20 protein-coding genes are annotated in these 22,569 nt (G+C 43.2%); 11 read left to right on the forward strand and 9 right to left on the reverse strand.

Features of this window, described 5'->3' with window-relative positions; genetic code table 11:
• Window positions 1–9 precede the first annotated feature (9 nt).
• The 5 genes from MC50_RS16795 (at window position 10) to MC50_RS16810 (ending at window position 5,874) form a co-directional block, all read left to right on the forward strand.
• Window positions 10–1,899, forward strand: coding sequence for a recombinase family protein (locus MC50_RS16795; protein WP_072025002.1), 1,890 nt, complete (start codon window positions 10–12; stop codon window positions 1,897–1,899).
• A 344-nt stretch (window positions 1,900–2,243) separates the two neighbouring features.
• On the forward strand, window positions 2,244–2,618 hold the full coding sequence (locus MC50_RS16800) for a hypothetical protein (RefSeq protein ID WP_047664448.1): 375 nt from the start codon (window positions 2,244–2,246) through the stop codon (window positions 2,616–2,618).
• A gap of 31 nt (window positions 2,619–2,649) precedes the next feature.
• Window positions 2,650–4,206, forward strand: a complete 1,557-nt coding sequence (locus MC50_RS16805; RefSeq protein ID WP_223306615.1) for a type III restriction endonuclease subunit R — start codon at window positions 2,650–2,652, stop codon at window positions 4,204–4,206.
• 728 nt (window positions 4,207–4,934) lie between these two features.
• Window positions 4,935–5,495, forward strand: a complete 561-nt coding sequence (locus MC50_RS28515; protein WP_127913546.1) for a hypothetical protein — start codon at window positions 4,935–4,937, stop codon at window positions 5,493–5,495.
• A 22-nt stretch (window positions 5,496–5,517) separates the two neighbouring features.
• Window positions 5,518–5,874: a hypothetical protein gene (locus tag MC50_RS16810; protein ID WP_047664449.1), complete on the forward strand. Its 357-nt coding sequence runs from the start codon at window positions 5,518–5,520 to the stop codon at window positions 5,872–5,874.
• A gap of 398 nt (window positions 5,875–6,272) precedes the next feature.
• Here MC50_RS16810 and MC50_RS16815 read toward each other — a convergent pair whose 3' ends face one another.
• Genes MC50_RS16815 through MC50_RS16825 form a run of 3 tightly spaced genes read right to left on the reverse strand, consistent with a single transcriptional unit; the run spans window position 6,273 to window position 9,681 of the window.
• Window positions 6,273–8,024: an AAA family ATPase gene (locus MC50_RS16815; RefSeq protein WP_047664450.1), complete on the reverse strand. Its 1,752-nt coding sequence runs from the start codon at window positions 8,022–8,024 to the stop codon at window positions 6,273–6,275.
• On the reverse strand, window positions 8,021–8,500 hold the full coding sequence (locus tag MC50_RS16820; protein ID WP_047664452.1) for a hypothetical protein: 480 nt from the start codon (window positions 8,498–8,500) through the stop codon (window positions 8,021–8,023). The genes MC50_RS16815 and MC50_RS16820 overlap by 4 nt, the downstream gene beginning before the upstream one ends.
• Window positions 8,497–9,681: a dsDNA nuclease domain-containing protein gene (locus MC50_RS16825; RefSeq protein ID WP_047664453.1), complete on the reverse strand. Its 1,185-nt coding sequence runs from the start codon at window positions 9,679–9,681 to the stop codon at window positions 8,497–8,499. Before MC50_RS16825 ends, MC50_RS16820 begins: the two co-directional genes overlap by 4 nt.
• Before the next feature lie 387 nt (window positions 9,682–10,068).
• On the opposite strand from MC50_RS16825, the gene MC50_RS16830 reads away from it, so the two are divergent.
• On the forward strand, window positions 10,069–10,644 hold the full coding sequence (locus MC50_RS16830) for a recombinase family protein (protein WP_047664456.1): 576 nt from the start codon (window positions 10,069–10,071) through the stop codon (window positions 10,642–10,644).
• Window positions 10,645–11,374: 730 nt separating this feature from the next.
• On the opposite strand, the gene MC50_RS16835 is transcribed toward MC50_RS16830, so the two are convergent.
• Window positions 11,375–12,298, reverse strand: coding sequence for a phospholipase D-like domain-containing protein (locus tag MC50_RS16835; RefSeq protein WP_052135786.1), 924 nt, complete (start codon window positions 12,296–12,298; stop codon window positions 11,375–11,377).
• Window positions 12,299–12,519: 221 nt separating this feature from the next.
• Here MC50_RS16835 and MC50_RS16840 point away from each other — a divergent pair, with 221 nt between their 5' ends.
• The gene (locus MC50_RS16840) at window positions 12,520–12,786 is read left to right on the forward strand and encodes a hypothetical protein (RefSeq protein WP_047664458.1); all 267 of its coding nucleotides are present in this window, start codon (window positions 12,520–12,522) and stop codon (window positions 12,784–12,786) included.
• Window positions 12,787–12,797: 11 nt separating this feature from the next.
• Here MC50_RS16840 and MC50_RS28520 read toward each other — a convergent pair whose 3' ends face one another.
• Window positions 12,798–13,274: an APC family permease gene (locus MC50_RS28520; protein ID WP_127913545.1), complete on the reverse strand. Its 477-nt coding sequence runs from the start codon at window positions 13,272–13,274 to the stop codon at window positions 12,798–12,800.
• 897 nt (window positions 13,275–14,171) lie between these two features.
• Window positions 14,172–15,410: an oligosaccharide MFS transporter gene (locus MC50_RS16850; protein ID WP_162180119.1), complete on the reverse strand. Its 1,239-nt coding sequence runs from the start codon at window positions 15,408–15,410 to the stop codon at window positions 14,172–14,174.
• Between the two features lie 399 nt (window positions 15,411–15,809).
• Here MC50_RS16850 and bssR point away from each other — a divergent pair, with 399 nt between their 5' ends.
• Both bssR and MC50_RS16860 read left to right on the forward strand, forming a co-directional pair.
• Window positions 15,810–16,193, forward strand: coding sequence for a biofilm formation regulator BssR (bssR, locus tag MC50_RS16855; protein WP_047665492.1), 384 nt, complete (start codon window positions 15,810–15,812; stop codon window positions 16,191–16,193).
• A gap of 140 nt (window positions 16,194–16,333) precedes the next feature.
• A complete protein-coding gene (locus tag MC50_RS16860; protein ID WP_406628497.1) occupies window positions 16,334–17,422 on the forward strand; it encodes a PQQ-dependent sugar dehydrogenase in 1,089 nt (362 codons plus the stop codon).
• A 2-nt stretch (window positions 17,423–17,424) separates the two neighbouring features.
• On the opposite strand, the gene MC50_RS16865 is transcribed toward MC50_RS16860, so the two are convergent.
• Complete coding sequence (locus tag MC50_RS16865; RefSeq protein WP_032697669.1) at window positions 17,425–18,051, reverse strand: glutathione S-transferase family protein; 627 nt, start codon at window positions 18,049–18,051, stop codon at window positions 17,425–17,427.
• A gap of 256 nt (window positions 18,052–18,307) precedes the next feature.
• On the opposite strand from MC50_RS16865, the gene dacC reads away from it, so the two are divergent.
• Window positions 18,308–19,510 (forward strand): serine-type D-Ala-D-Ala carboxypeptidase, encoded by a 1,203-nt coding sequence (gene dacC / locus MC50_RS16870; RefSeq protein WP_015584824.1) that lies wholly within the window; start codon window positions 18,308–18,310, stop codon window positions 19,508–19,510.
• A 28-nt stretch (window positions 19,511–19,538) separates the two neighbouring features.
• On the opposite strand, the gene deoR is transcribed toward dacC, so the two are convergent.
• Window positions 19,539–20,297: a DNA-binding transcriptional repressor DeoR gene (gene deoR, locus MC50_RS16875; protein ID WP_032688678.1), complete on the reverse strand. Its 759-nt coding sequence runs from the start codon at window positions 20,295–20,297 to the stop codon at window positions 19,539–19,541.
• Between the two features lie 70 nt (window positions 20,298–20,367).
• On the reverse strand, window positions 20,368–20,961 hold the full coding sequence (gene ybjG / locus MC50_RS16880) for an undecaprenyl-diphosphate phosphatase (RefSeq protein WP_032688677.1): 594 nt from the start codon (window positions 20,959–20,961) through the stop codon (window positions 20,368–20,370).
• A gap of 325 nt (window positions 20,962–21,286) precedes the next feature.
• On the opposite strand from ybjG, the gene MC50_RS16885 reads away from it, so the two are divergent.
• Window positions 21,287–22,525 (forward strand): MFS transporter, encoded by a 1,239-nt coding sequence (locus MC50_RS16885; protein ID WP_032697667.1) that lies wholly within the window; start codon window positions 21,287–21,289, stop codon window positions 22,523–22,525.
• Window positions 22,526–22,569: the final 44 nt, after the last annotated feature.

Raw genomic sequence — 22,569 nt, forward strand, 5'->3', positions numbered from 1 at the left:
ATTATATAGATGCCGCAACTTTATAGCTATATCAGGTGGTCAAGTGATCGCCAGGATAAAGGTACAACTAGAAACAGGCAGGTAGCGGCAGCGAAAGCCTATGCCGAGGAAGCTGGCCTTGAAATGGTTGAAATTTTAGAGCCTGGCGTAAGTGCTTTTCGCGGAAAGAACAGGGCGGGGAAGTTGGGCGACTTCATAGACGCCGTTAAAAACAATGCTATACCTTCTGACTCCTGGCTTTACTGCGAGAACCTTGACCGCCTTTCACGTGATCAGGTAGATGAAGCACTGCGTTTATTCCTTGAGTTGATAGGTTTAGGGTTAACGATTGTCACAGGAATGGATCGGAAGGTTTATAACAGTAAATCCATCAAGCAAAACCCTATTGATCTGATGATTTCTATTCTGATGTTCATCCGTGGCAATGAAGAGTCAGAAACGAAATCTAACAGGACTGTAGGCAATGTTGTTGCTTTGGTCGAACGTCATAAAGAAGGATTGCCAGTAAACATTAAGTCCGTTGGCCGCCATCCGTTTTGGATAGATGATTCTGGTTCGCAATATGAAGCTGTCAAAAAACATCCTGTTTACTGGAGCATCGCACGTGAAGCTATAGAAATGTTTTTGGCAGGTGATGGCATATACACAGTAAAGCGACATCTAGATGATAAGTATCCAAATGGTTTGAAGGGTAAGGAGTGGGATTATCAGGTATTAAAGAAAATGCGTGATAACCATGCCTTGATTGGGGAAAGAACTATCAATGTCGCTGGTGCAACTTACAAATTGGATAACTACTACCCGTGGTTATGTAAAGATGAAGCAGAGTTTTTAACCCTGGCTGAACGTAAGCAGCAAAACAACTACAAGGCTAAGAAAGACAAAACAGAAGAAATCAAGTTGTTGTCAGGGCTACAGGTGTTGCGGTGTAGTAAGTGTGGTGGGACTATGCATTCATTTATGAATCATGGTAGTGCTCGCTACATTTGTACGAATGGGGTTCACTTACAAAAAAACTGTTCTGGCTGGTCTATATCAGCACAATTGGTTGAACACTGTACCATGATTTCACTACTGATAGGTTACATGGACAAGAGTCGCAAGGATGGTATTGACACTACTGCTATAGAAGAAGAAATCAGTAGAAAAGCAACATTGATAACTGATCTGGAATCACGCATATCAAACATGGCGAAAGCAATAGCTATTGCTCCTGAGGTAAGTGAGTTAGCAGTTCAACTAAATGCGTTTGATTTAGAACGTAAAAAGGCTGTTCTGGAAGTTGATAAATTGAAAGAACGCTTACATTCATTGAAAGGTAAAGGATCTTTAGAAGTAGATATTACTGATTTCCTGATGCTTATTCAGTGGTCGGTGTTTACAAATATGGAGGATGCTGACAGAAACAAAATAAGGAAAATTATTAGCTCGATTATCGAAAGTATTATTATTGACAAGACGGATGGATGTATAACTATAAAGATAAAGTGTCATAATAAAGATGAATGGCTAGTGTTTGGTGGAGTCAACAGAAAACCTTTTTGGGCTTTTACTATCGAGTATTCCACTAATGATTCAAAAGACATTGAAGGTGAAGACTCTTCAAATTTTGTTAGTAATCCGCTATTTCAGAAGGCAGTAGAGCAACTGGATAGTATCAAACAGAGTTATCTAAATCTTTTCGAGACTGCCAACACTATGTTAGGAGTCGTTGGTTATAGTGATATTCGAGGGGCATCATTCTGGCCTAATACTGGACAGTATGAACGTGCGAATGTTGAGTATGAGGGGATAACTTATAGCATTGCGATGAATGGTCGAGTTTCGAAGGCAATAACCACAGCATTGGAAGCGACAGGATTGTCGCGTAAAGCCTTCATAGAGCGTTATAAGGTATGAAGCCAAAGAGCTTGTAGTGTTGCAGGCTCATCAAAGGATGCTTTTTTAAGTCGGCAATGGCCGCATCAAAACTGAGAACTCTCGAAATTTTTAATAAATGTACTACTAAGAAAGTACAAAGATACTAGTGAAACCATCGAAGAATGTATCAGTTAGAAAGTACAAAGATAGTGCCTAAATGATATGTGATTTTTTGACTTGAATAGTAATGAGATTGTCAAGAAAAAGTTGCAACTATTTCTTGATTGGGGCAATTTTGCCCGTTAACATATAGCCAATCGAACATAAACAGCAGCCGCAGGAGGTTAATCATGAGATGACTTTTAATTTAGAGGAGTAACGAAATGTCAAAGAAAAACAGTAAGATACCTTCCGTGATTGTCAATGAAATCAATCATCTATTCAATGATTTAGCTGCTTTTGGCGTTATAGTTCAACGTAAGCAAAGTAGTACAAAAGCCTACATCCAGGTTTTGGATGAATATCAGGGGAATGAGAGGATTCACACCATTTACCTAAAGGACGATAAAATACGTTATCGTGGCCTAAATTTAGAAAGCGGCAATATAACAGAAGTCGATATAGAAGATAACGAAGTAAAATTTGCGATGTATTCAACATTAATTATGAAACTTCCTGTAGCTTTTGAGGCGATGAAGCAGCTTCTTTCACTTGTTGATAAGCATGATCTTGTAGTTGTCGCAACTCCTAAATACTAATAACTAAAACGACGAAAGGCCAGACACTGGAATGGCTGACCTTTCTAAATTAATCAATATGGAGCGTGTACAAATGATTAATTCCACACCTATTTATAATAAATTTAAGTACGTATCTGCTGAGTGTGGTTCAGGTAAAACATATCAATTATGTGAGAATATCAATAAAGTACTTAAGACGAAAGGCATTACTGAAAAGTTTATTATCGTACAAAATACACAGAAACTCGCTACAAAAACAGCTAAAAAACTTAACAACTGCAAATTACTGATTAGCGATTTAATGCCTAGGAGTAAAAATGTCATTAATACAGTACTGGAATTTTTAAAATCACCTACCGAGCGAGTGCTAATAATTAGCGACAAAACTTTTTTTAGAATTCCCATTGAGTTACTACAGGGGTGGCAAATATGGCTTGATGATGTGACTAATTTCCATTCATTCAAAAACGTTAATGATGATAATCAGAGAATCAAAGATATGATTTATCATGAACTGATGCAGGAGCATGAGATTGTCGACGAGGAAAAGGAACGATATTTAACAGCTAAAAAGAAAGCAGTAAAAGGGGATTTAATGAACAAAATCGCCCAAGAGCTTTCTGTTATAGCTGAGAATGATATTTTCATCATGAACAACGATTACTTTGTCGATCCAGAGAAAGTGCAATTGAGCATTCTTGGATGGAAAGATCTCAGTAAGTATCTCGGATTACCTGTTACTTTCATGGGGGCGAACTTCGAGAATTCATTGATTTATAAGGCAAATCAAGGGATGTTTGAAGAAATCAGTCTGGATAATCTGCGACAACGAAAAGTACCTTTAACTGAACGCCTCAAAGTATACTATTTCTCAGAAAATATCAAGTTATCAAAGACATGGAAGGAAAGGAATCCCGACCAACTCCAGCGTGTTTATGATTACCTCTCTGAAGTACTCGACGGTCAGAAGTACTACTGGACGAACAACAATACCGATAAACAGAAGCTGCATGAGGCTTACAGAATCAGCCCTGATGCGAGGGGGCATAACGACTACAAAGATCGACATACATGCGTCTGGTTAGCCTGTATGCGTTCTGACGACACAGAAGCGAAGCTGTGTGAGTTGCTATTAAAGATTACAGGTGAAGATATCCATCAGGCTAGAGAATACGAGAGCCTTCATCAGTTCGCTTTGAGAGGGATATCACGTGATTTCGACAATGATGCAACACAGATTGTCTATGTGTTCGATAAATGGCAGGCTGAATCATTGAGTACAAATATTGAACATATTCCTGAAGTACTAGAAAACGTTGAACCAGGTGTACCGGGAAGGCCAAAGGGAGCCACAAACGCTAAGAGATTGCCTGCATTGAGTGATACAAAATCAAAGCGTTTCAGTCGCTGGAAAAAGGATAATCCGAGGCTTGAGTTAGAGGCATTCAAAGCGTTTCTTGCAAGTACTGTCAACTCGGATCTCAGTCCTGACGATATTACGGCTATGTGGGGCAGATACCAGAAAGCAGTACAAAAAAGAGACACAAACTCAGTCCGATACACCGACATACAAAGCAACAGTATGTCCAAAAATAATCCCTTATAATATATACTTAAGGGAAAAACGGACAACAATCAAAGAGCGAAAGCGAATTAACTATCTGAAAGCAGGAGCGGCGAAGCAAGCGAACTGTTTCGGATAGTTAGTGAGAGTACTCACGCAGTGAGTACTTGATGGCAATCCCATTGTTTATATAGATAAAATGATTAAACAGCACCCGCTTTGCGTGTACTGTTCGCTGGATTCGGTTCTACTACTGCGTTCCCTTCGGTCACTGGCAGAGCGAACCTAATCGCGTTTTTTGTTCTGTCAGTAAGTACATAATTTGCTGTTATTTCAGTACTTATTATACAAAAATTCATTTTGTACTTCGTGGGGTATCTGCTGTTTCAGTTGCTGGAAAAAGCCCTGTCAGTACTGCTCAGAGCGAAGCGAACCCGATCCGATTAATCCCCCTCCATGATGGTGTTTCGGACAAAACGCACAGAAAGCCCCGGAACGAAATTTTAACTAAATGCAGATACTCCCAATCCATAAGCAATCAAACAGCCTTAGCGGCTTTCTGAGGGCGTTTAAATGTCAAGCCCAAGTACTTCAGATGCTTTCGAAGTACTGACCAACGTCTGATCGTTTTTACCTATTGATTTGCCTGCGATTAATAGATTTTGATAGTTTTTATCGATCGAAAACTGATTTATTGATCGTTTTTATCGATCGATTTGTTGTGAAGTGATATTCTGATTACCTTTGATACACAACCTTTGAGGGATTTTATGGCCGGGCTTGTTGTTTTCATCATTTGTGTGATCCTTGCAGTACTTACTTTCAGGAAAGTTTCAAACTATTCCAGAAATAAAGGTCGGGGAAAGTTCCGTACTTTAACTACGTCGTTAGGTATGAGTTTTATTGTCTTTGTCGTTTCGATAGGCATCGGTTCTGGGGTTGTTTCACAAGATAAAAGTACTGATGCGAAGGCTTCAACGTCTGCCAGTACTGAAAAGGCCAAAACCAGTGTTTATAAATGTGATAAGTTCGATGCAATAACACAAACTCGACAAGGAACCAAACGCGATTCTGGTTACTATTCAGATAAAGGAATTTCAATTTATTATACTATCTCCGATAAAGAACTAATCAGTCGAATGCCAATCCCCGGCGATAAAGATAGTGTGTATACTGCTAAATTCAACAAGATTGCAGCAGATGGTTCAAGGAAGTACGGAAATTCGTCAAGTAATTATTTTGTATCTGTACTTAATGATAATACTATAAAAGTAATTGATGTTGAATTTAACCATAATGCAACCATTACACAAATTTGTTCTAAACAATGATTATATTCAAGGGGAAGAACAGATGAAAAGAGCATTATCAGTACTGTTGTCGATAGTTCCATTAACCACAATTGCGGCTGCTATTCCTGACGGTAAAACTGAAAAACCGTTCGTAATTGATGGGGAAGTTATTTGTTTGAAAGAAATTCAGAAGCAAATCACCCCTTATCTCAAATCTTTTGAAGAAGAAAGCGGGGTTAAGTACAAGTACAATGTTAAATCTGGTTTATTGTATAAGGATACTGTAGGACTTCGACTACAGATCAACCGTGTGGATTCTGGGCTAGATGTGCGTATAGCAGAGCTGGACTACTACTGGCTGCATGAACGTGGAAGCATATGCCAACCAGTGTACATGGTACTTGATCGTTCTCAATAACTGCCTGTACAGGTATAAGGTCGCATCCGCGACCTTATACACTAGAAATACGACTGTGCCAAAGGTACTTGTCTTTAGAGTAAGAAATATTCCATACTCTGACAAAACATTTTTTAAGGATAAAAGTGAAGGGATTGTTTACTGAGATAAAAGCGAATGCTGTTTTTTTCTCTATGATTTAAATATTGAAAAGTCTAGGCATAAAAAATTGATTGTCGTTTTTTTCGAAAAGCATAACAATTTTTTTCACGAAGTATGTATTTTTCGTAATATAATTAATAACGTAGGGGAAGAATGTTTTTGCTTGATACTATATTGTGATTGGTGTTTTGAATTATGCATGATTTTGGATGTAAAACAGCCCATGCTTATAAGAATAAACATGGGCAAAATATTAACTAATATCTCATTAAAAACATGTTATGCTGCTCTCCAGGATATTTAGGAGTTAATAAGACATCATCTGCATCACCTTCATATTTGTATTCAGTTGATGAAAAAATAAACTGGAAGTTGTATCTCTTAGAAAGAGTTTTCAAATTCATGATAAAATTGTCGATGTCTTCATAATGTATTTCATGTTGCTTTGGTGTATCAAATATCGCAAACATGAAGGACTTACAATCCAGTTCAAGCATACTTTCTATCAATGCTGTTCTATATGCAAGTATAGCTCTAACTTTAGTACTTCCTTTTAATTGTTCCAATGTTTCATAGCCCATGATAGGGCTGAAGTCATTTTCAAATGTAACATTGAAATCAATATTTGGAGTTTTTAAAACCTTCAACCAGTTGATGAATTTATCTCTAAGAGTCGTTTTTATTTTTGCCAGTCTCGGTATTGATTGCCTATTTTTCTCGAGTCCAGCTAATTCATCTAAAGCATATTCACGCTTATTAAGCATTTCAATATATTTGTCTTCTAATATTGTTATTTTATTTAACTCATTTTTTTCTAATTGCAACTTAAATAGCATGGATGATATTTCGGAAATCGCATCAATTACTGATGATATGTCTTCCTCTTCAATGATGTTATTTCTCATAGTACTAAGATCTTCAATGGTCTTACTGGTGTATATGATTTCTTGTTCTATCTTGTCATGGCGATCACTATCTAAATTTAAACTTCTTTCAATGTCTTTAATTTGATCTTTTAGATATAACAGATGTTTTGCGTAGCTTTCAGAGCTGCGGGAGAACATTTTGCAATCAAGAGATGGGCAAATTTCCTCGAAAGAACGGAATATTCTCTTGGCTTCTTCATTAAGGTTTAGAGTTTCTATTTCAGTATTGATCTCCTTCATTATCTGTAACAATGAAGACTCTCTCCTTTCCATGAAGTTTAGTTTGGATTTCAGATCATTTAAATTTTCTTTTTGTTTTTTTATTACCGCCTCTATGCTAAACAGAGAATCATTTTTTAATGATTTACTATTTTTTAATTCAGAAAGTTCATTTTTTAAATTATCAATAGAGCTATCAATTGCCTCAATATTTTTATCTTTGTGAGTTTCTTTAGCTATTTCAATATTTCTCCTTTGTACTGCTAATGAGTTATCAAGATATTTTATCTCTTCTGTAATATTAATTGTTTTCTTTTTAGCGTCAAAAGAGTGTTTTTCAGGCAACGAAAATACGATTCTGAGCATTTCAGAAAATTGATCTCTTATGAAGTTACCTGGTGAATAATAAAATTTTGAGTAACCTAAATCTTGATCAAGATAGAATATAGGAAGAATAGTCGATAAATAGGGGTAAGACTGTTTATTCTGCGTTGTAAGAAGCGATGGATAACTGAGTGATAACAATTCAAAGATATGTTTTGAATAATCAGCTTGGTTGTAAAATCTTAATGTCTCTTCATTTTGTTCTAAGGTTAAAATGAAGTCGGTATTTTCAAAGTCCCTTGTAGCACGAAAAGTATTATTAGCTATAGTGAACGTAAGAGTGGCAGATTTACATAGTTTATAAATATCATCCCTAAATTTGCACGGGTATCCTAGGCAATAAGAGATTGATTGTAATAATGGTGTTTTTCCACACCCATTGGGGCCATAAAATTCAGTTATGTTTGTCCCAAAGATTAGCTCTTCGGATTCAAGGCCGACTATATCTCTACCTTTAATTTTTATACTTATCAGCTTCATAATAATTCACCGTCCAATTTTGAATCAACACAGTAATTTCTATATGACCTTTCTATTAATGCGAGATTATAAGATAAATCGCTTTCATATAAAAATGCTTTATCGATAACTTTCTTCCCTAACTTGGTAATATTTAACTTTTTACTACTCTCATCTAATATAACTAGTTGTACAGATTCAAGAAATTGTAATGCAGTAACTGTACGTATTCTAAGATTAGCTGACCAACCTAATAGTTGTGATGATCCTTTAAACCCCAGCATCACATCTTCTAAAAGAATACCTATTAAGCTACCGACTTCGCTAGCACGAGGTTTAACACGATTTTTAGATAAAAGAAGTATAATCAGAGCTATTAAAGGCAATTGAAATAGAGCTTCATTGTTTAGTCCTGTGCTCTCTTGCTTATCAATGTATTTTATATCAATTCTAATCTCTTTATGGGATATAGTGTCAAAAAATTCATCATAGTTCATTTTGAACGCTCTACTAATCTGGAAAAAAGACTTCCTATTAAAGTCTCTTTATCTAAAGAATGAAGTAAGTTATGCTTATGTAATGAATCATATAATTCATCTATGAATGTTCTCAAGTTTGAAATAAATAAACTTCCATGCATGAAGGTTAGTTTATCCAAAGTTGAATTAATTTCTCTTTCAAGTGTGATGTAATCTAATTCAGATATAATGTGTCTGTTATTCCTTAGCCACTGATCCCATTTGATCTTACATCTGGTAAAAAAATCCACTTCGATGTCGCTAGCTCCTGCTTTTCTCAGTAATCGTTCAATTACTGATGCTGATTTTAAAGCATGTTCATCACCATTCTCTAAGAAATCATAATAAGCACGTTTAGAGATGCTTAAAACTTCTAGAAGGTCATTAATATCAACTCCTGCGAGTTTTTCTATATTTTCTTTTGAACAGTCATTGATTTTTACACTAGACTTAGAATTTACAAGAGCTAAGAGGGAAAAAAGTATTTCTTTAGCTTCACTATGCGATAGCTCTATTTCGCTAAATTTAAAAATCTTCTCTTTTGCAAGTATCTCAAATGTTTCATGTTTGCTCTTTATATATTCTACATCAGTTTCGAATCTTAATTTCTTAAGCTTGAGTTTTATTGCGTCAATTCCTAACTCTTTTTGTTTATTCTGAATTGAGATAAAGCAGTTATTAAATGAGTCAATAATTAGCTTGCAATGTGTGTTTGAAAAAGTTTCAGATGATATGTCATTAATAATGTTCTCTATATCTTCGTCAACATGCGTATTTGTAAGGAAAACAACCTCTTTGCAGGAATCTTCAAAATTAGTCGTGTGCTGCAATAATTTCCCAACAAAACTATCTCTGATCATTTCATTGGTTTGAGGGTTTTTTACACTTTTCCTTTTTAAGATTCCAAAAACATCTCGAAGTTTCCATATTTCACGAAGCTTCTCCTTGGTTTTGACTTGCACAAATGTGTAATGAATATCATTAGCGACAACTTTTTCAATCACAAAATCATCGTGAAATTCGCAAAAAACACGTTTAACGTCTTTGCCCTCTAAGATTGACAAACATGCGATACTCGCCGCTCTAATCTGAGCATTATACCGTTCTAAGGTATCTCTTCCTGCTTGTTCTCTTGGTTTTACTTCATGTAACTCGGCCATAACATTCCACATTGTCTTAAAGAAACATAGAGATAATGTAAATGCAGTCACCTTTTTTGAAAACAAGAAAGGCTTTAAAAGTGAACATTTGTATCATAACTAAGCACTGTTTTTTTATCCAGTATTTTGTTGGCTTTTTGACTTAAAAGCGAGGAGTCGTGCTGAGCAACATCCCAACACTCCTTAGTCAGTATGGCTATAGAGCTCTTCAAGAGGAAAGTTAAGCAGGATAGTAATGGCTGGATTCATTTAATCTCAATAAGGTAGTCCCTAGCGATACCCTGTTTCATTGCCTCGGTTAGTATCATTTACCCGTTGTTTGTACTTAAAAGATACTGTATCATTGAGTTAATTCAAATGATACTTAAAGGTAGTGAGGGCAGGAAAATGATTTTTGGTTACGCGAGAGTCTCGACAAAGGATCAAAATCTTGAGCGTCAGTTGGCAGCACTGGAACCTGTTTGCGATAAAATCATTTCTGAGAAAGAATCAGCTAAGTCCACCAGCGAAAGACCTGAACTATTGAATCTGCTTTCACACCTCCGTGAAGGTGATGTTCTCATTACTCATTCAATTGATCGCCTTGCTCGTAATACTCGTGATTTACTTGAAATGATCGATAACCTCGTTGAACGTGGGATCACTGTTAAGTTTCTTGCAAACTCAATGAGCTTCAACAACTCCCCACAATCCCGCCTAATCCTAACAATGATGGGAGCCGTTGCAGAATTTGAGCGAAGCATGATCGCATCACGCCGCAACGAAGGGATTGCTCTTGCCAAAGAAGCCCGGAAGTACAAGGGCAAGCAAAAGAACAAGGAACTTCATAGCAAAATTATCGATATGTTACAGGCTGGGAAAAACACTCCCGACGAGATCGCGAAGTTGTGTGATTGCGGTCGGGCTACAGTGTTCCGCGTGAAGAAAGAAATGCTTGCCAGTACTGTCAGTATAGGAGACTGATATAGCGGAAGAGAGGTTAAAACACATACTTTCCGACCGGAACTCGTTGAATCCTTTCGATATCAATATGTTGTTTTATAGCGAGTTTTAAATTAAAACAGAATTATACTCATGGCAATATTAAGAAATTTAAGAAAATGACAAAAAAATTACTATTCCATCTGAAAGAAGTTTGTATCCTAATCCTGTTATTCATTTCACGAATGATAATGATATCCTATTGAATATTATTAAAAAAGAGTTTTTACTTAAGAACTACTCCGTGGATGCAATTGGTGCTTTTTTCACTTCCGAAATGCTATCATGGGATTTAATCATTAATGCAGGATGTACAGGACGTTGCATTGAACTTTGTGCGGGAATTGGGCTGCTATCATTCGAACAGTACCAAATTACGACCAGAACAAATTACATGTGTAGAACTGAATCCCGAATACGTCATGATTGTGTAAGGGGTACTTCCAGACACTGAATGGATCTTTGGTGATGCTCTCCAATACTCCACCAATGAACGATACGATGTCGTCTATGCACATACCACCATTCGGTAATATCAATACCTCAGAGGCCATTACAGGTCGTTATAGGGTAGGGAATTTGAGTATAAGGTGATTGAACATGCAAGTACCATTGGGCCAATTACTACAAGTTCTATTGATTATGGCTGATGGAAACTTAAAAAGCCCCAACTGGGGCTTTTTAATTAACCTATATAATGAACTCTATGATACTACAAGTAAATTTCATGCCATAAGTTTTCAAAATCACCTTCAGCATCAAAAGAAGATGGCAGAACTTTTTTGAGTCGCATATCGATCCAATTTAAATAGATCTCACGCTCAGGTGGTTCACCATATTCAATATGTTCATCTGAGTTAGATATTATCGCTGTACCAATTGCATGTACTGGCGTTTGGAAAGAATCGAATAATGTTTGAAGTTTTTCTATTTGCAATCTCTCCATATTATACATATCAACTTCACGCTCTTTAACATCCATAGTGTAATGAAGAGAATCATCAATTTCCATTATTGTGAAAAAGTGTGGAATGTCAATTTCACCTAACCTTCCATATGTAGTATTAGATAGATCTATTTCCCATAATTGCAAGGTTGCAGTTTCTAAAATCCCACGAGGGGTACTATATGTACCTAAAACAAATTTAGATGTTCTTTGAGTCACACGAATAGAACGGAAATTGCGTAGAGATAATGATCCCATATATTCAAGATCTGCGAATTCATGTTTGAATTGTCTTGCTATATTGAAATCGTTTTTTAATATAACAATGTTTTCATAATGGAATGCGGCACGCTTAGACCAGTTATAGCTACCAGTTATAACTGTAGCGTCATCTATAATGCAAAACTTATGGTGCATAAAAAAACGTGAAATTGGATTCTTAATTACTATAATATGCTCTAAAAACTCTTCCGATAATTCATTTAAATGCCTGTTATTGAAGATATCATCATTACATAAAATTTTAACGCTAACACCACTACGACTTTTTTGGAGGAGTAAATCCTCAAATGACTTTAAGTTAATCCATGCTACACAGATCCTTATACTTTCCTTGGCTGAGTGTAACTCTTTTCTAATTTGATATTCTATATCCTTAAAGTAACACTTGTTCTCTATTTTGTAATACATGATTCCCTCCTTTTAAAAGTCGAACATATAATAAATAGTAATAAATAGCAACTTGAAAATTCGTGAGATAAAAATGACCAAACTCTATCAGTGGATCCGTGAGAATGTTATGGACGCACTACGCAACATAGACGTTAAAAAAAAGAGATAAAAATCGGCTTGAAAATATCATAGAAGAAACTGCATTAACTGAAATTGAACTAGCAGAGGAAGAAGAAACTGTGATCAGTACTGAATGCGATGAGATAGTGCTCACTGTATATATTCAGCAAACAAAACATCAATGTGTTCTATTTAAAATAGAATCTATCTTGGATTTTTTCGCAATGACTAATACTAAAGAACTATGCGATAGTAATAAAATGAAAGATAAAAACTATATGATTTGGGTAAAATTGTTTTTGAATAACTATATTGGAATCGTCGTGATCCAAGTACCTATGGGGCAACCGCTACAGATACTTTTGATTATGGTTGGTGGAGGCTAATAGAAAGACCCTTATGGGGCTTTTTTTATTGTTGTAATTATTGTAATTGTTTCATTATTTTCGTTAAATATCGAATGGCTTTCTTTTTCTATTCTTCTTACTTTAGATTTTGTTCCATGCTTATGCTTCAAGTAAGCAGATGCAATCATTCCTAATACAAGTAAAATTAAAGTTCCAATAATAGTCACTTGTTCTCGTAGCTCTAAACTACTTTCATCTACTTTACATACTAATGATATAATTGATGTGATTGCTACAGCAACGCTGAATACTAATAATAAATCTACAGGTGGCTTATTGGGCCTTTCAAAAGATGTGATATTTCTAATAAAATCAAAACCAGAAAGAATTGTAAGTATTAAAGCTATTACTGTTAGTGATATGTTTACATTGAATTGGTTTGCCGCAAAAAAGTAAAGTAAAGCAAAAATAATTGATAATAATAAAGTTGCAATGAATGGAAGGTTTTTTAAAGGAGACTTTTTCATAAATACCCCAAAATTTTTAAAAGGGGTATTTTATTGCAAGAGTTACAAAAAATGAATCTACGAATCATAATAGGGTGATGGAGTTAGTGCATTCTGATAAGCAGTCAACACGGGATGATAAGGAATTTTTTTTCAAAAATTACAAAGTTGATGGTATCGGAAGACTCACCTACTACCAGTACTTAAGGAACAAACCCACTCACATCACGTGTGTTGAGCTAAATCCAGAGTATGTACTTATAGGGAGAGGGGATTACCAGAGGCAGAATGGATTACAGGTGATGCACTTCAGTACACTCAAGACAGTTTCTATCGTGTTGCATATGGTAATACACCATCAGCAAGATCAACACATCACAGGGGTATACAGGTCGTTATTCGGGGTCAGAATTTGAGTACAAGGTGATAGATCACGCGGGTAAGTCTGCATCTATGTGGGTCTGGGTTGTACCCCAAAGTTCAGCGGGATTTGTGTACTCAGGTGCTCAGTACTACGACCGTAGAGAAACGCAAAAGTACGTTAAGTTTCACAACCAGGCCGGGTACACACTTCAACCCGGTGTTGGTATTGATACATCGATCTATAGGGATGATTGGGACTGAACAAAGGTCATCTGTGAGTATGTGATTGTCTATTATGACTGTACAACTTTATTAATTAGTGTGTTCTGATTCTGTTTTAGGACGGAGTTCATTAGTTTATTTCTTGATTCTTCGGGCAGCCCAGAGAGACAAAGCCGATCTTCGGCTGATGCGTTACATTGCTCATAGTTTAAAAAGTGTTCGATTATTGGAATGGTCAGGGCAGGAATTTTACAGATCTTTATGAAAAAGAGTATAGCCACGGTGTGACAGATGATGAAAAAGCCCGGGAGATCCTCCCGGGCGGCTGGTTCGTTATGGCTGCGCGACGCCTCCTGCCGGTGCCGCGCCAGGTGCGGTGGGTTCTCGCTTATCGCGTAGGGTGAAAATCGATATCAGGGTGAAGAGTCCGGCGATGCCGCCGAGAATATAATAAGTATGCGCGAAACCGATGGTGTCATACAGGTAGCCGGCCAGCGGCGAGTAAATCGCAGTGGCGATGGAGGCTACAAACAGCACCAGCAAATAGACCGTTGATGACAACTTATGGTCGAAGTTGGCGGCGATGAATTTAAATACTGAAACCAGGATGAGTGGTTTTTCCAGCGCGTGCATCATTTTCACCGCGCCAATCCACACCGGACCAAGCGGGATGGCGGAACCCACGATGCGTACCGACATAATCAATCCGGCAATAATCAGCGCCCACTTGGCCCCGGTACGGTTAACAAACCACGGCATCAGGCACAGAAAGAGCGTTTCACCGCAGACCTGGATGGAGGCCAGAATTCCGTACCAGCGGTTGCCTTCTTCCGGAGTAGGGAACTGCAATGAGAAGTACTGCGCAAACTGCTGATCGTAGGTGTCATAAATCTGCGTAACGAATAAGGTAAAGATCAGCAGCATCCAGAACTGCCCGTTTTTCGCCAGCTCCAGCGCATGGGAGACCTTCAGCGCGCTGGTTTTTTCCATCTCGGCTTCGGTGAGTTCAATTTTAGTCAGCATGAAGCAGAAGGCGGCAATCACAATGGCAATACTGGCCAGCCAGAAGGCAAGATTGGGGTTGCTGTCGATGTATTTTCCCACAATCCACGCGGCGGCGGCCCAACCTAACGAGCCCCACATCCGCACCCGACCATACTCAAAGTGATAGCGACGCGAAATTTTGTCGATATACGAATCGATCACTCCGCAGCCGGAGTTAAAAATCATCCCCAGGTAGATACCGCCCAACAAGGCACCCAGCCAGAAGCTGTGGACCAGCAGCGGGGCATAGAGATAAATAAAGAACGGACCGACCGGCAGCAGCATGGCCAGCAGGATCCAGATAAGCCGTTTTTTCAGACCAAATTTATCGGCAATGAAGCCAAAAAAGGGCTGCATCAACAGCGCAATGAAGGCGTTGACGGAGTACAGCAGACCGGTTTTGGTGGCGCTGATGCCGAGATGCTGAGTCGTCCAGATGACAAAGAACGCCATGGTGGATGACCAGGCGAATAGATAGAGGAAATCGAAAAGACTCAACAATATGTAGTTTCTTTTGCCGGGCGTAATCATTTCAGTTCCTTCAGGCGGATCGGAGTTAGTGCTGCGGGCAATGGCCGCAGATTGTGTTTTTATTAAATGTTATACGTATTACATTGATGTCGATGATATGACACCCGCTGGAAATTTTGATCAATTGAAATGATGGTTATTTGTGATCTTAGCGACAAAAAAGAGTTATTTATCGACATTCACACGTTCATGTTGACGGGTTATTTTGTGAGAGCGTATAACATTTTCTTTGGTTTTGTTCATGGGCATGAAAGAGAGGGGCGGTCGCGAGTTTGAACATAAATGTAACATTGTAAATGATGTTAATTAACCAGAAATTATTGACCTCGCGCATCCTTTTGTACGAAAAATAACCATATTCTAATAATGGTAATGGATGACAGAGGAGGAACCATGATGAGCGTTGACAGACTGTATCGTAACCTTCTGAATAAGCTGATTAATGCCAATATTGATCTCGACGCTTATTTGCAGTTACGCAAAGCGAAAGGCTATATGTCAGTCAGCGAAAATGAGCATCTGCGTGATAACTTGTTCGAACTGTGTGGTGAAATGCGTGAGTACGGGCTGCAGTTGCAGCACGTTCTTGCACAGGAAGAAAAGGACGCTCTCCGTCTTGCAGGTGGAGCCATCGCGTCTGCGGCGGTTTGCCTGATGAGCGGGCATCATGATTGCCCGTCGTATATTGCGGTTAACGTAGAGACGCTAGAACGCTGTCTGGCAGAGCTGACGATGAATATTCATAAACTGAATAAACAGGCGTCAGTGACCCACGTCTGAATTCAGGGGGAGGCGAGCTCCCCCTGCTTAATGTTATGTAAAAATCCCCTCCTGATGTTCCCCGCTGGCTACCCTTAGCGCATTGCCGAAAGTATTGCCGATGAAAGGAGAATGCTATGCGCCAGGTTGCCATTTCGCTAATGCTCGCCACCCTGCTGTTTCCCGCCGTGACCCTCGCCGGGAAGGTGCGCGTTGAGGTATTACAAAATCAGCTTGCCCATCCGTGGGCGCTGGCCTTTCTGCCCAATGACCAGGGAATCCTGATTACCCTGCGTTCGGGCGAACTGAAGCGCTGGCGGCAGGGGGAAGGTCTTTCGGCCGTGATAACCGGCGTCCCGCCGGTCTGGGCCAGCGGCCAGGGAGGATTGCTTGACGTGGCGCTGGCGCCGGATTTCGCCCACTCCCGCCGGGTCTGGCTGAGTTTTGCTGAAGTCGGCGATGACGGCAAAGCCGGTACCGCCGTAGGTTATGGCCGCCTGAGCGACAACCTTCAGCAGCTGGAACATTTTCAGGTTGTCTTCCGCCAACAGCCGAAGCTCTCCACCGGCAACCATTTCGGCGGGCGCCTGGTTTTTGATGGCAAAGGATATTTATTCATCGGCCTGGGCGAAAATAACCAACGTCCCACGGCGCAGGATCTGGATAAACTGCAGGGAAAAGTGGTGCGTCTGACCCAGGACGGCAAAGTGCCTGCCGATAATCCTTTTGTTCATCGCGCGGGGGCGAGGCCGGAGATCTGGTCTTATGGCATCCGCAATCCGCAGGGAATGGCGATGAATCCGTGGACCGATACGCTGTGGCTCAACGAACACGGGCCGCGCGGCGGCGACGAGATCAATATTCCGCAGAAGGGCAAGAACTACGGCTGGCCGCTGGCGACCCATGGCGTCAACTACAGCGGTCTGGCGATTCCCGAAGCGCAGGGCACGGCGGTCGCCGGAACTGAAGCGCCGCTTTTCGTCTGGAAGCGGTCTCCGGCGGTAAGCGGGATGGCTTTCTACGCAGCGCCGACCTTCCCGCAGTGGCAGCACAAGCTGTTTATCGGGGCGCTGAAGGACCAGTCGCTGATTGTTCTGAAGGTGGATGGCGATAAGGTGAGCGAAGAGGCGCGCATTCTGGGCGATCGCGGCAAGCGGATCCGCGATGTGCGCGTCGGACCCGACGGCTATCTGTATGTGTTAACCGACGAGTCCAACGGTGAACTGCTGAAGGTCAGTCCGGCCGACTAGCATCAGGTGACCGGAATCATCACCACATCGCGCCACGCCTGGCGTTGGTTAAGCTGCTGGTACCAACGCTGCAGGTGCGGGCGCGGCTGCCAGTTGTCAACAATCGTCATCAGGTTATAAACGAACGGTGCTACGGCGATGTCGCCAAGGCCAAAGGCCTCTCCGGATAGCCAGGGAGAGGTTGCCAGCTCATCATCAAGAATCGCCAAAAGCGCTTCACAGGCGGCAATACCGGCGGCGATGGACGCCGGGTCGCGCTTATCCGCCGGCGTTCTGACCAGCCCCATTAATACCGGACGGTGGGCGGGAGACAGCGAACCGTTTGCCCAGTCCATCCATTTATCGCTCTGCGCGCGTTTGCGCGGCGAAGTGACCCATAAACGATCCTGGCCATACTCGGCGGCCAGATAGCGAATAATGGCATTCGATTCCCAAAGGACGAGATCACTGGCATCATCTTTCAACAGCGGCACCAGACCATTCGGGTTCATCGCCAGATACTCCGGGTCATGATTTAAGCCAAACTCCAGCCCTGCCATAATATGCTGATAGGGAAGACCCAGCTCCGCCAGCACCCAGCGTACTTTCTTCACATTCGTCGAGTTATTTCTGCCCCATAGCGTAATCATATTGGTTCCTGCCTGTTATTGAGCCGCCGTTGCAGCATGGTGAGCAATCATGTTGGAATAAAGATAATATTTAGGCAATCATGATCAAAAAAATTGCTCTGTTTTCAGCAGGGGGCGAGGTTATTGCGTAAACTTTAAAAACTTTACCAACTCGCTGTTTCTTTAAGGTCATTTGTACGCTTTACTCACCGGCTGCTGTTGCGCCGATAGAGTGCTGCGGCATATTTTGTTTGGAAAGGATACTTGGGTGGCTCTTATGACGCATGACGCTTTTTCCCTTCGCGGCCTCGTGGCAGGCTGCGCTCTTCTCGTTCTTGTGGCACCTGCGGTGCAGGCTGCGGAACAACTCCCCGATGCCCCATCGATCGATGCCCGAGCCTGGATCCTGATGGATTACGCCAGCGGTAAAGTGCTGAGCGAGGGCAACGCCGATGAAAAACTTGACCCGGCAAGTCTGACCAAGATCATGACCAGCTATGTCGTCGGGCAGGCGCTGAAGGCGGGCAAGATTAAGTCCACCGATATGGTCACCGTCGGTCGCGATGCCTGGGCTACCGGTAACCCGGCGCTGCGCGGGTCATCGGTGATGTTCCTTAAACCGGGGATGCAGGTTTCGGTCGAAGACCTGAATAAAGGCGTGATTATCCAGTCCGGCAACGATGCCAGTATCGCGATCGCCGACTACGTGGCGGGGAGCCAGGATGCATTCGTCAGCCTGATGAACGGCTATGCGCAAAAAATGGGGCTGACCAATACCACCTTTATGACCGTGCACGGCCTGGATGCGCCAGGCCAGTTTAGTACCGCGCGTGACATGGCGCTGCTGACCAAAGCGATGATTCATGACGTCCCTGAAGAGTACGCCATTCATAAAGAGAAAGAGTTCACCTTCAATAAGATTCGTCAGCCGAACCGTAACCGCCTGCTGTGGAGCTCAAACCTGAACGCAGATGGCGTCAAAACAGGGACCACCGCCGGCGCTGGCTACAACCTGGTCTCCTCGGCTACCCAGGGAGACATGCGTCTGATTGCCGTGGTGCTCGGTACCAAGACCGACCGTATTCGTTTTAATGAATCCGAAAAGCTGCTGACCTGGGGCTTCCGTTTCTATGAGACCGTGACGCCGATTAAGCCGGATGCCACCTTTATCACCCAGCGCGTCTGGTTTGGCGACAGCAACGAAGCCAAACTCGGGGCCGGCGAAGCCGGTTCGATTACCCTGCCGCGCGGGCAGCTGAAAAACCTGAAAGCCAGCTATACCCTGACGGATACGCAGCTGACCGCGCCGCTTAGCAAAGGACAGGTGGTCGGCACCATCGACTTTAAGCTCAATGATAAAACCATCGAGCAGCGCCCGCTTATCGTCATGGAAGCGGTCAATGAAGGCGGTTTCTTTAGCCGGATGATGGACTTCGTGCTGATGAAACTGCACGGCTGGTTCGGTAGCTGGTTCTCGTAACCGACAGGCCGCGCCCTGCGGGGCGCGGTCAGTAGAGCAGTGAAATCTGCTTTTCTTTCGCCAGCGCAAGCAGATCCTCATCCGGACAGACATCGCTGGCAATCACATCAAAACGCGATAAATCGCCCATCCGCGCCGGTCTGACTTTGCCAAATTTACTGTGATCGACAACCAGCACGTGATAGCGCGCGCTGCTCATCGCCCAGTGTTTAACCGGCAGCTCCTCGAGGTTATAGCAGGTGGCGCCCTGCGCACAGTCGATGCCGGCCGCTGAATAAAAGGCGATGTCCGGGCACAGATGGCTGAGCGTATCCTGCAGACTGAGCGGTTTAAAAATGGCATTACTGGCATGGAACTCGCCGCCGCAGAGAATGGCCCGACACTGGGGTTTTTCCTGCAGCGCCAGAAAGGTGTTCAGCGAATAACAGACGCCGGTAAAGGGCAGGGCGTTATCGATCGCGTCAATGATCCAGGGCGTGGTTGTCCCACAGTCGAAAAAAGCCATCTGATGGGCTTCAAGCAGCGCGGCAGCGTGACGAGCGGCACGGCGTTTTTCATCCACCAGACGGGTTTTCTGGTCGCTGAGCAGGTAATGGGTTGCGCTGCGCGGTTCGAGAACGATATAACCGCCTAACAACACCACCGGGCCATTATGGCCGTTCAGGTCGCGACGAATGGTCATTTCTGATACGCCAAGGAGCGCGGCGGCCTCTTTTAAATGAAGCTTATCGCTGCGCTTGAGCGCCTGAATGAGCTGGCTGATACGTTCATCACGACGTGTTTCCATATTCCCTCTACGCTGAAATCGCCCTGCATTGGCAGGGCGTCAGTGGGCAATTTTACCTGCCGGAAGAGGGTTAGTCACGCACCCAGCCTTTGCGAATCGGCAGGGAAAAGCAAACCCGATACAGCTGCTGCAGGTATCGATACAGCGGTTGACCGCCGGCCTGCCACAGTAATCCGGCGGCCAGGCAGCCGCACATCCCTGTCAGCAGGCCGCCCAGCATATCCAGCGGCCAGTGAACGCCAAGATAGACCCGGGACCAGGCGATCGCCACGGCAGTTGCCAGCAGCGCGATCCCGGACCACAGGCGATGCCAGAACAAGAAAGCCAGCGCAAAGGTAAAGCTGATGGTGCCGTGATTGCTGGGGAAGGAGTTATTCGGCGCGTGATGCAGGAACTGATAGCCGATGCCTGCGGCAAACGGCCGCTCATGGGGGAAGAGCAGGCCAAAAATCCATGACAGACTCAGGCTAATCGCCAGCGCCAGGAGTACTTTAAACACCAGCTGCCGCTGGTTTGGTCCCCAGAGCCACAGCGCCGCGGCCAGCAGAGGCACAATCAGAATCACGTCTTTGGCAATGAATGTCGCCAGTGCGATGACCCATGAGGGCGAGGCGGGGGTGGCGTTGATGAAGGCAAACAGCGCGTCGTTGATATTTTCCAGCATAGATTCAGGCTCTTGGTATCCGATAGCAATCAGCCGCCCACCTTAAAAAACGGTGGCGATAAGGTAAAGCAGTATTGTCTTAATTATCAGCTTGTTAAGAAGCCGTAGCGCGGCATGTGGTGGTGAATATGCCGCAGAGGATGAGTATATCGCCTGTAACCTAATTGAAATATAAACGAAATATAGACAGATTTAATTAAAATGGCGGCGATATCCGCCGGCTGAGGGCGGATTGCGCTATTTTTAATTGTCACTCACAATTCACTATCTCCTCCGCAAGACTTTCATTAAACTTTGCGCGATTTTTGTTTAACTAAGAGATTGCATGCAGAACTATTCGCTTTCAGGCAAACGCCTCGGACGGCAGGCGCTTCTTTTCCCGCTCTGCCTGGTGTTATACGAATTTTCCACTTATATCGGCAACGACATGATCCAGCCGGGAATGCTCTCGGTGGTGGAAGAGTTTCAGGTCGGTAATGAATGGGTACCGACCTCGATGACCGCCTATCTCGCCGGCGGTATGTTTTTGCAGTGGCTGCTGGGGCCGCTGTCGGATCGTATCGGCCGTCGACCGGTGATGCTCACCGGGGTGGTGTGGTTTATCGTCACCTGTCTGGCCACGCTGCTGGCGCAGACGATTGAGCAGTTCACGCTGCTGCGCTTTTTGCAGGGGATTAGTCTGTGCTTCATCGGCGCGGTGGGATATGCCGCCATTCAGGAGTCGTTTGAGGAGGCGATGTGCATCAAAATCACCGCCCTGATGGCGAACGTTGCGCTGATTGCCCCGCTGCTGGGGCCGCTGGTGGGGGCGGCCTGGGTCCACATCCTGCCGTGGGAAATGATGTTCGTGCTGTTTGCCGTGCTGGCCGCTATTGCCTTTGTGGGCCTGCAGCGCGCGATGCCGGAAACCGCGACGCGGATGGGCGAGAAGCTGTCGATGAAAGAGCTGGGCCGCGATTACGGCCTGGTGCTGAAGAATCTGCGCTTCGTCGCCGGCGCGCTGGCGACCGGTTTTGTCAGCCTGCCGCTGCTGGCGTGGATTGCCCAGTCGCCGGTGATTATCATCAGTGGCGAAAAGGCCACCAGCTATGAGTATGGCCTGCTGCAGGTGCCGATTTTCGGCGCGCTGATTGCCGGTAACCTGGTGCTGGCGCGACTGACCTCGCGGCGGACGGTGCGCTCGCTGATTATTCTCGGCGGCTGGCCGATTATGTTCGGGCTGCTGCTCTCTGCGGTGGCGACGGTGGTATCGACCCATGCTTATTTGTGGATGACCGCCGGGCTGAGCGTCTACGCCTTCGGGATTGGTCTGGCGAACGCCGGGTTAGTCCGCCTGACGCTGTTTGCCAGTGACATGAGTAAAGGCACGGTTTCGGCCGCGATGGGGATGCTGCAGATGCTGATATTTACCGTCGGCATAGAGGTCAGTAAGCATGCCTATGAGCTGGGTGGTAGCGGGGTATTCAGCCTGTTTAACTTGCTCAGCGGCGTGATGTGGCTGGCGATGATTGTCTATTTCCTCAAAGACAAGAGCGTCGGCAATTCCAACGACCCGCAGGCTTAGCGGCGAAGCGTTCCGGGTGGGGCACGGCTGCCGCACCCGGACAA

Origin of the sequence: Klebsiella planticola (assembly GCF_000783935.2) — a bacterium.
GTDB classification, from domain to species: domain Bacteria; phylum Pseudomonadota; class Gammaproteobacteria; order Enterobacterales; family Enterobacteriaceae; genus Klebsiella; species Klebsiella planticola.

Excerpts from the sequence above, each read along its gene's own strand:
- MC50_RS16795 (WP_072025002.1), top strand. The coding sequence starts at position 10 with ATGCCGCAACTTTATAGCTATATCAGGTGGTCAAGTGATCGCCAGGAT.
- MC50_RS16800 (WP_047664448.1), top strand. The coding sequence starts at position 2,244 with ATGTCAAAGAAAAACAGTAAGATACCTTCCGTGATTGTCAATGAAATC.
- MC50_RS16805 (WP_223306615.1), top strand. The coding sequence starts at position 2,650 with ATGGCTGACCTTTCTAAATTAATCAATATGGAGCGTGTACAAATGATT.
- MC50_RS28515 (WP_127913546.1), top strand. The coding sequence starts at position 4,935 with ATGGCCGGGCTTGTTGTTTTCATCATTTGTGTGATCCTTGCAGTACTT.
- MC50_RS16810 (WP_047664449.1), top strand. The coding sequence starts at position 5,518 with ATGAAAAGAGCATTATCAGTACTGTTGTCGATAGTTCCATTAACCACA.
- MC50_RS16815 (WP_047664450.1), bottom strand. The coding sequence starts at position 8,024 with ATGAAGCTGATAAGTATAAAAATTAAAGGTAGAGATATAGTCGGCCTT.
- MC50_RS16820 (WP_047664452.1), bottom strand. The coding sequence starts at position 8,500 with ATGAACTATGATGAATTTTTTGACACTATATCCCATAAAGAGATTAGA.
- MC50_RS16825 (WP_047664453.1), bottom strand. The coding sequence starts at position 9,681 with ATGGCCGAGTTACATGAAGTAAAACCAAGAGAACAAGCAGGAAGAGAT.
- MC50_RS16830 (WP_047664456.1), top strand. The coding sequence starts at position 10,069 with ATGATTTTTGGTTACGCGAGAGTCTCGACAAAGGATCAAAATCTTGAG.
- MC50_RS16835 (WP_052135786.1), bottom strand. The coding sequence starts at position 12,298 with ATGTATTACAAAATAGAGAACAAGTGTTACTTTAAGGATATAGAATAT.
- MC50_RS28520 (WP_127913545.1), bottom strand. The coding sequence starts at position 13,274 with ATGAAAAAGTCTCCTTTAAAAAACCTTCCATTCATTGCAACTTTATTA.
- bssR (WP_047665492.1), top strand. The coding sequence starts at position 15,810 with ATGAGCGTTGACAGACTGTATCGTAACCTTCTGAATAAGCTGATTAAT.
- MC50_RS16860 (WP_406628497.1), top strand. The coding sequence starts at position 16,334 with ATGCTCGCCACCCTGCTGTTTCCCGCCGTGACCCTCGCCGGGAAGGTG.
- MC50_RS16865 (WP_032697669.1), bottom strand. The coding sequence starts at position 18,051 with ATGATTACGCTATGGGGCAGAAATAACTCGACGAATGTGAAGAAAGTA.
- dacC (WP_015584824.1), top strand. The coding sequence starts at position 18,308 with ATGACGCATGACGCTTTTTCCCTTCGCGGCCTCGTGGCAGGCTGCGCT.
- deoR (WP_032688678.1), bottom strand. The coding sequence starts at position 20,297 with ATGGAAACACGTCGTGATGAACGTATCAGCCAGCTCATTCAGGCGCTC.
- ybjG (WP_032688677.1), bottom strand. The coding sequence starts at position 20,961 with ATGCTGGAAAATATCAACGACGCGCTGTTTGCCTTCATCAACGCCACC.
- MC50_RS16885 (WP_032697667.1), top strand. The coding sequence starts at position 21,287 with ATGCAGAACTATTCGCTTTCAGGCAAACGCCTCGGACGGCAGGCGCTT.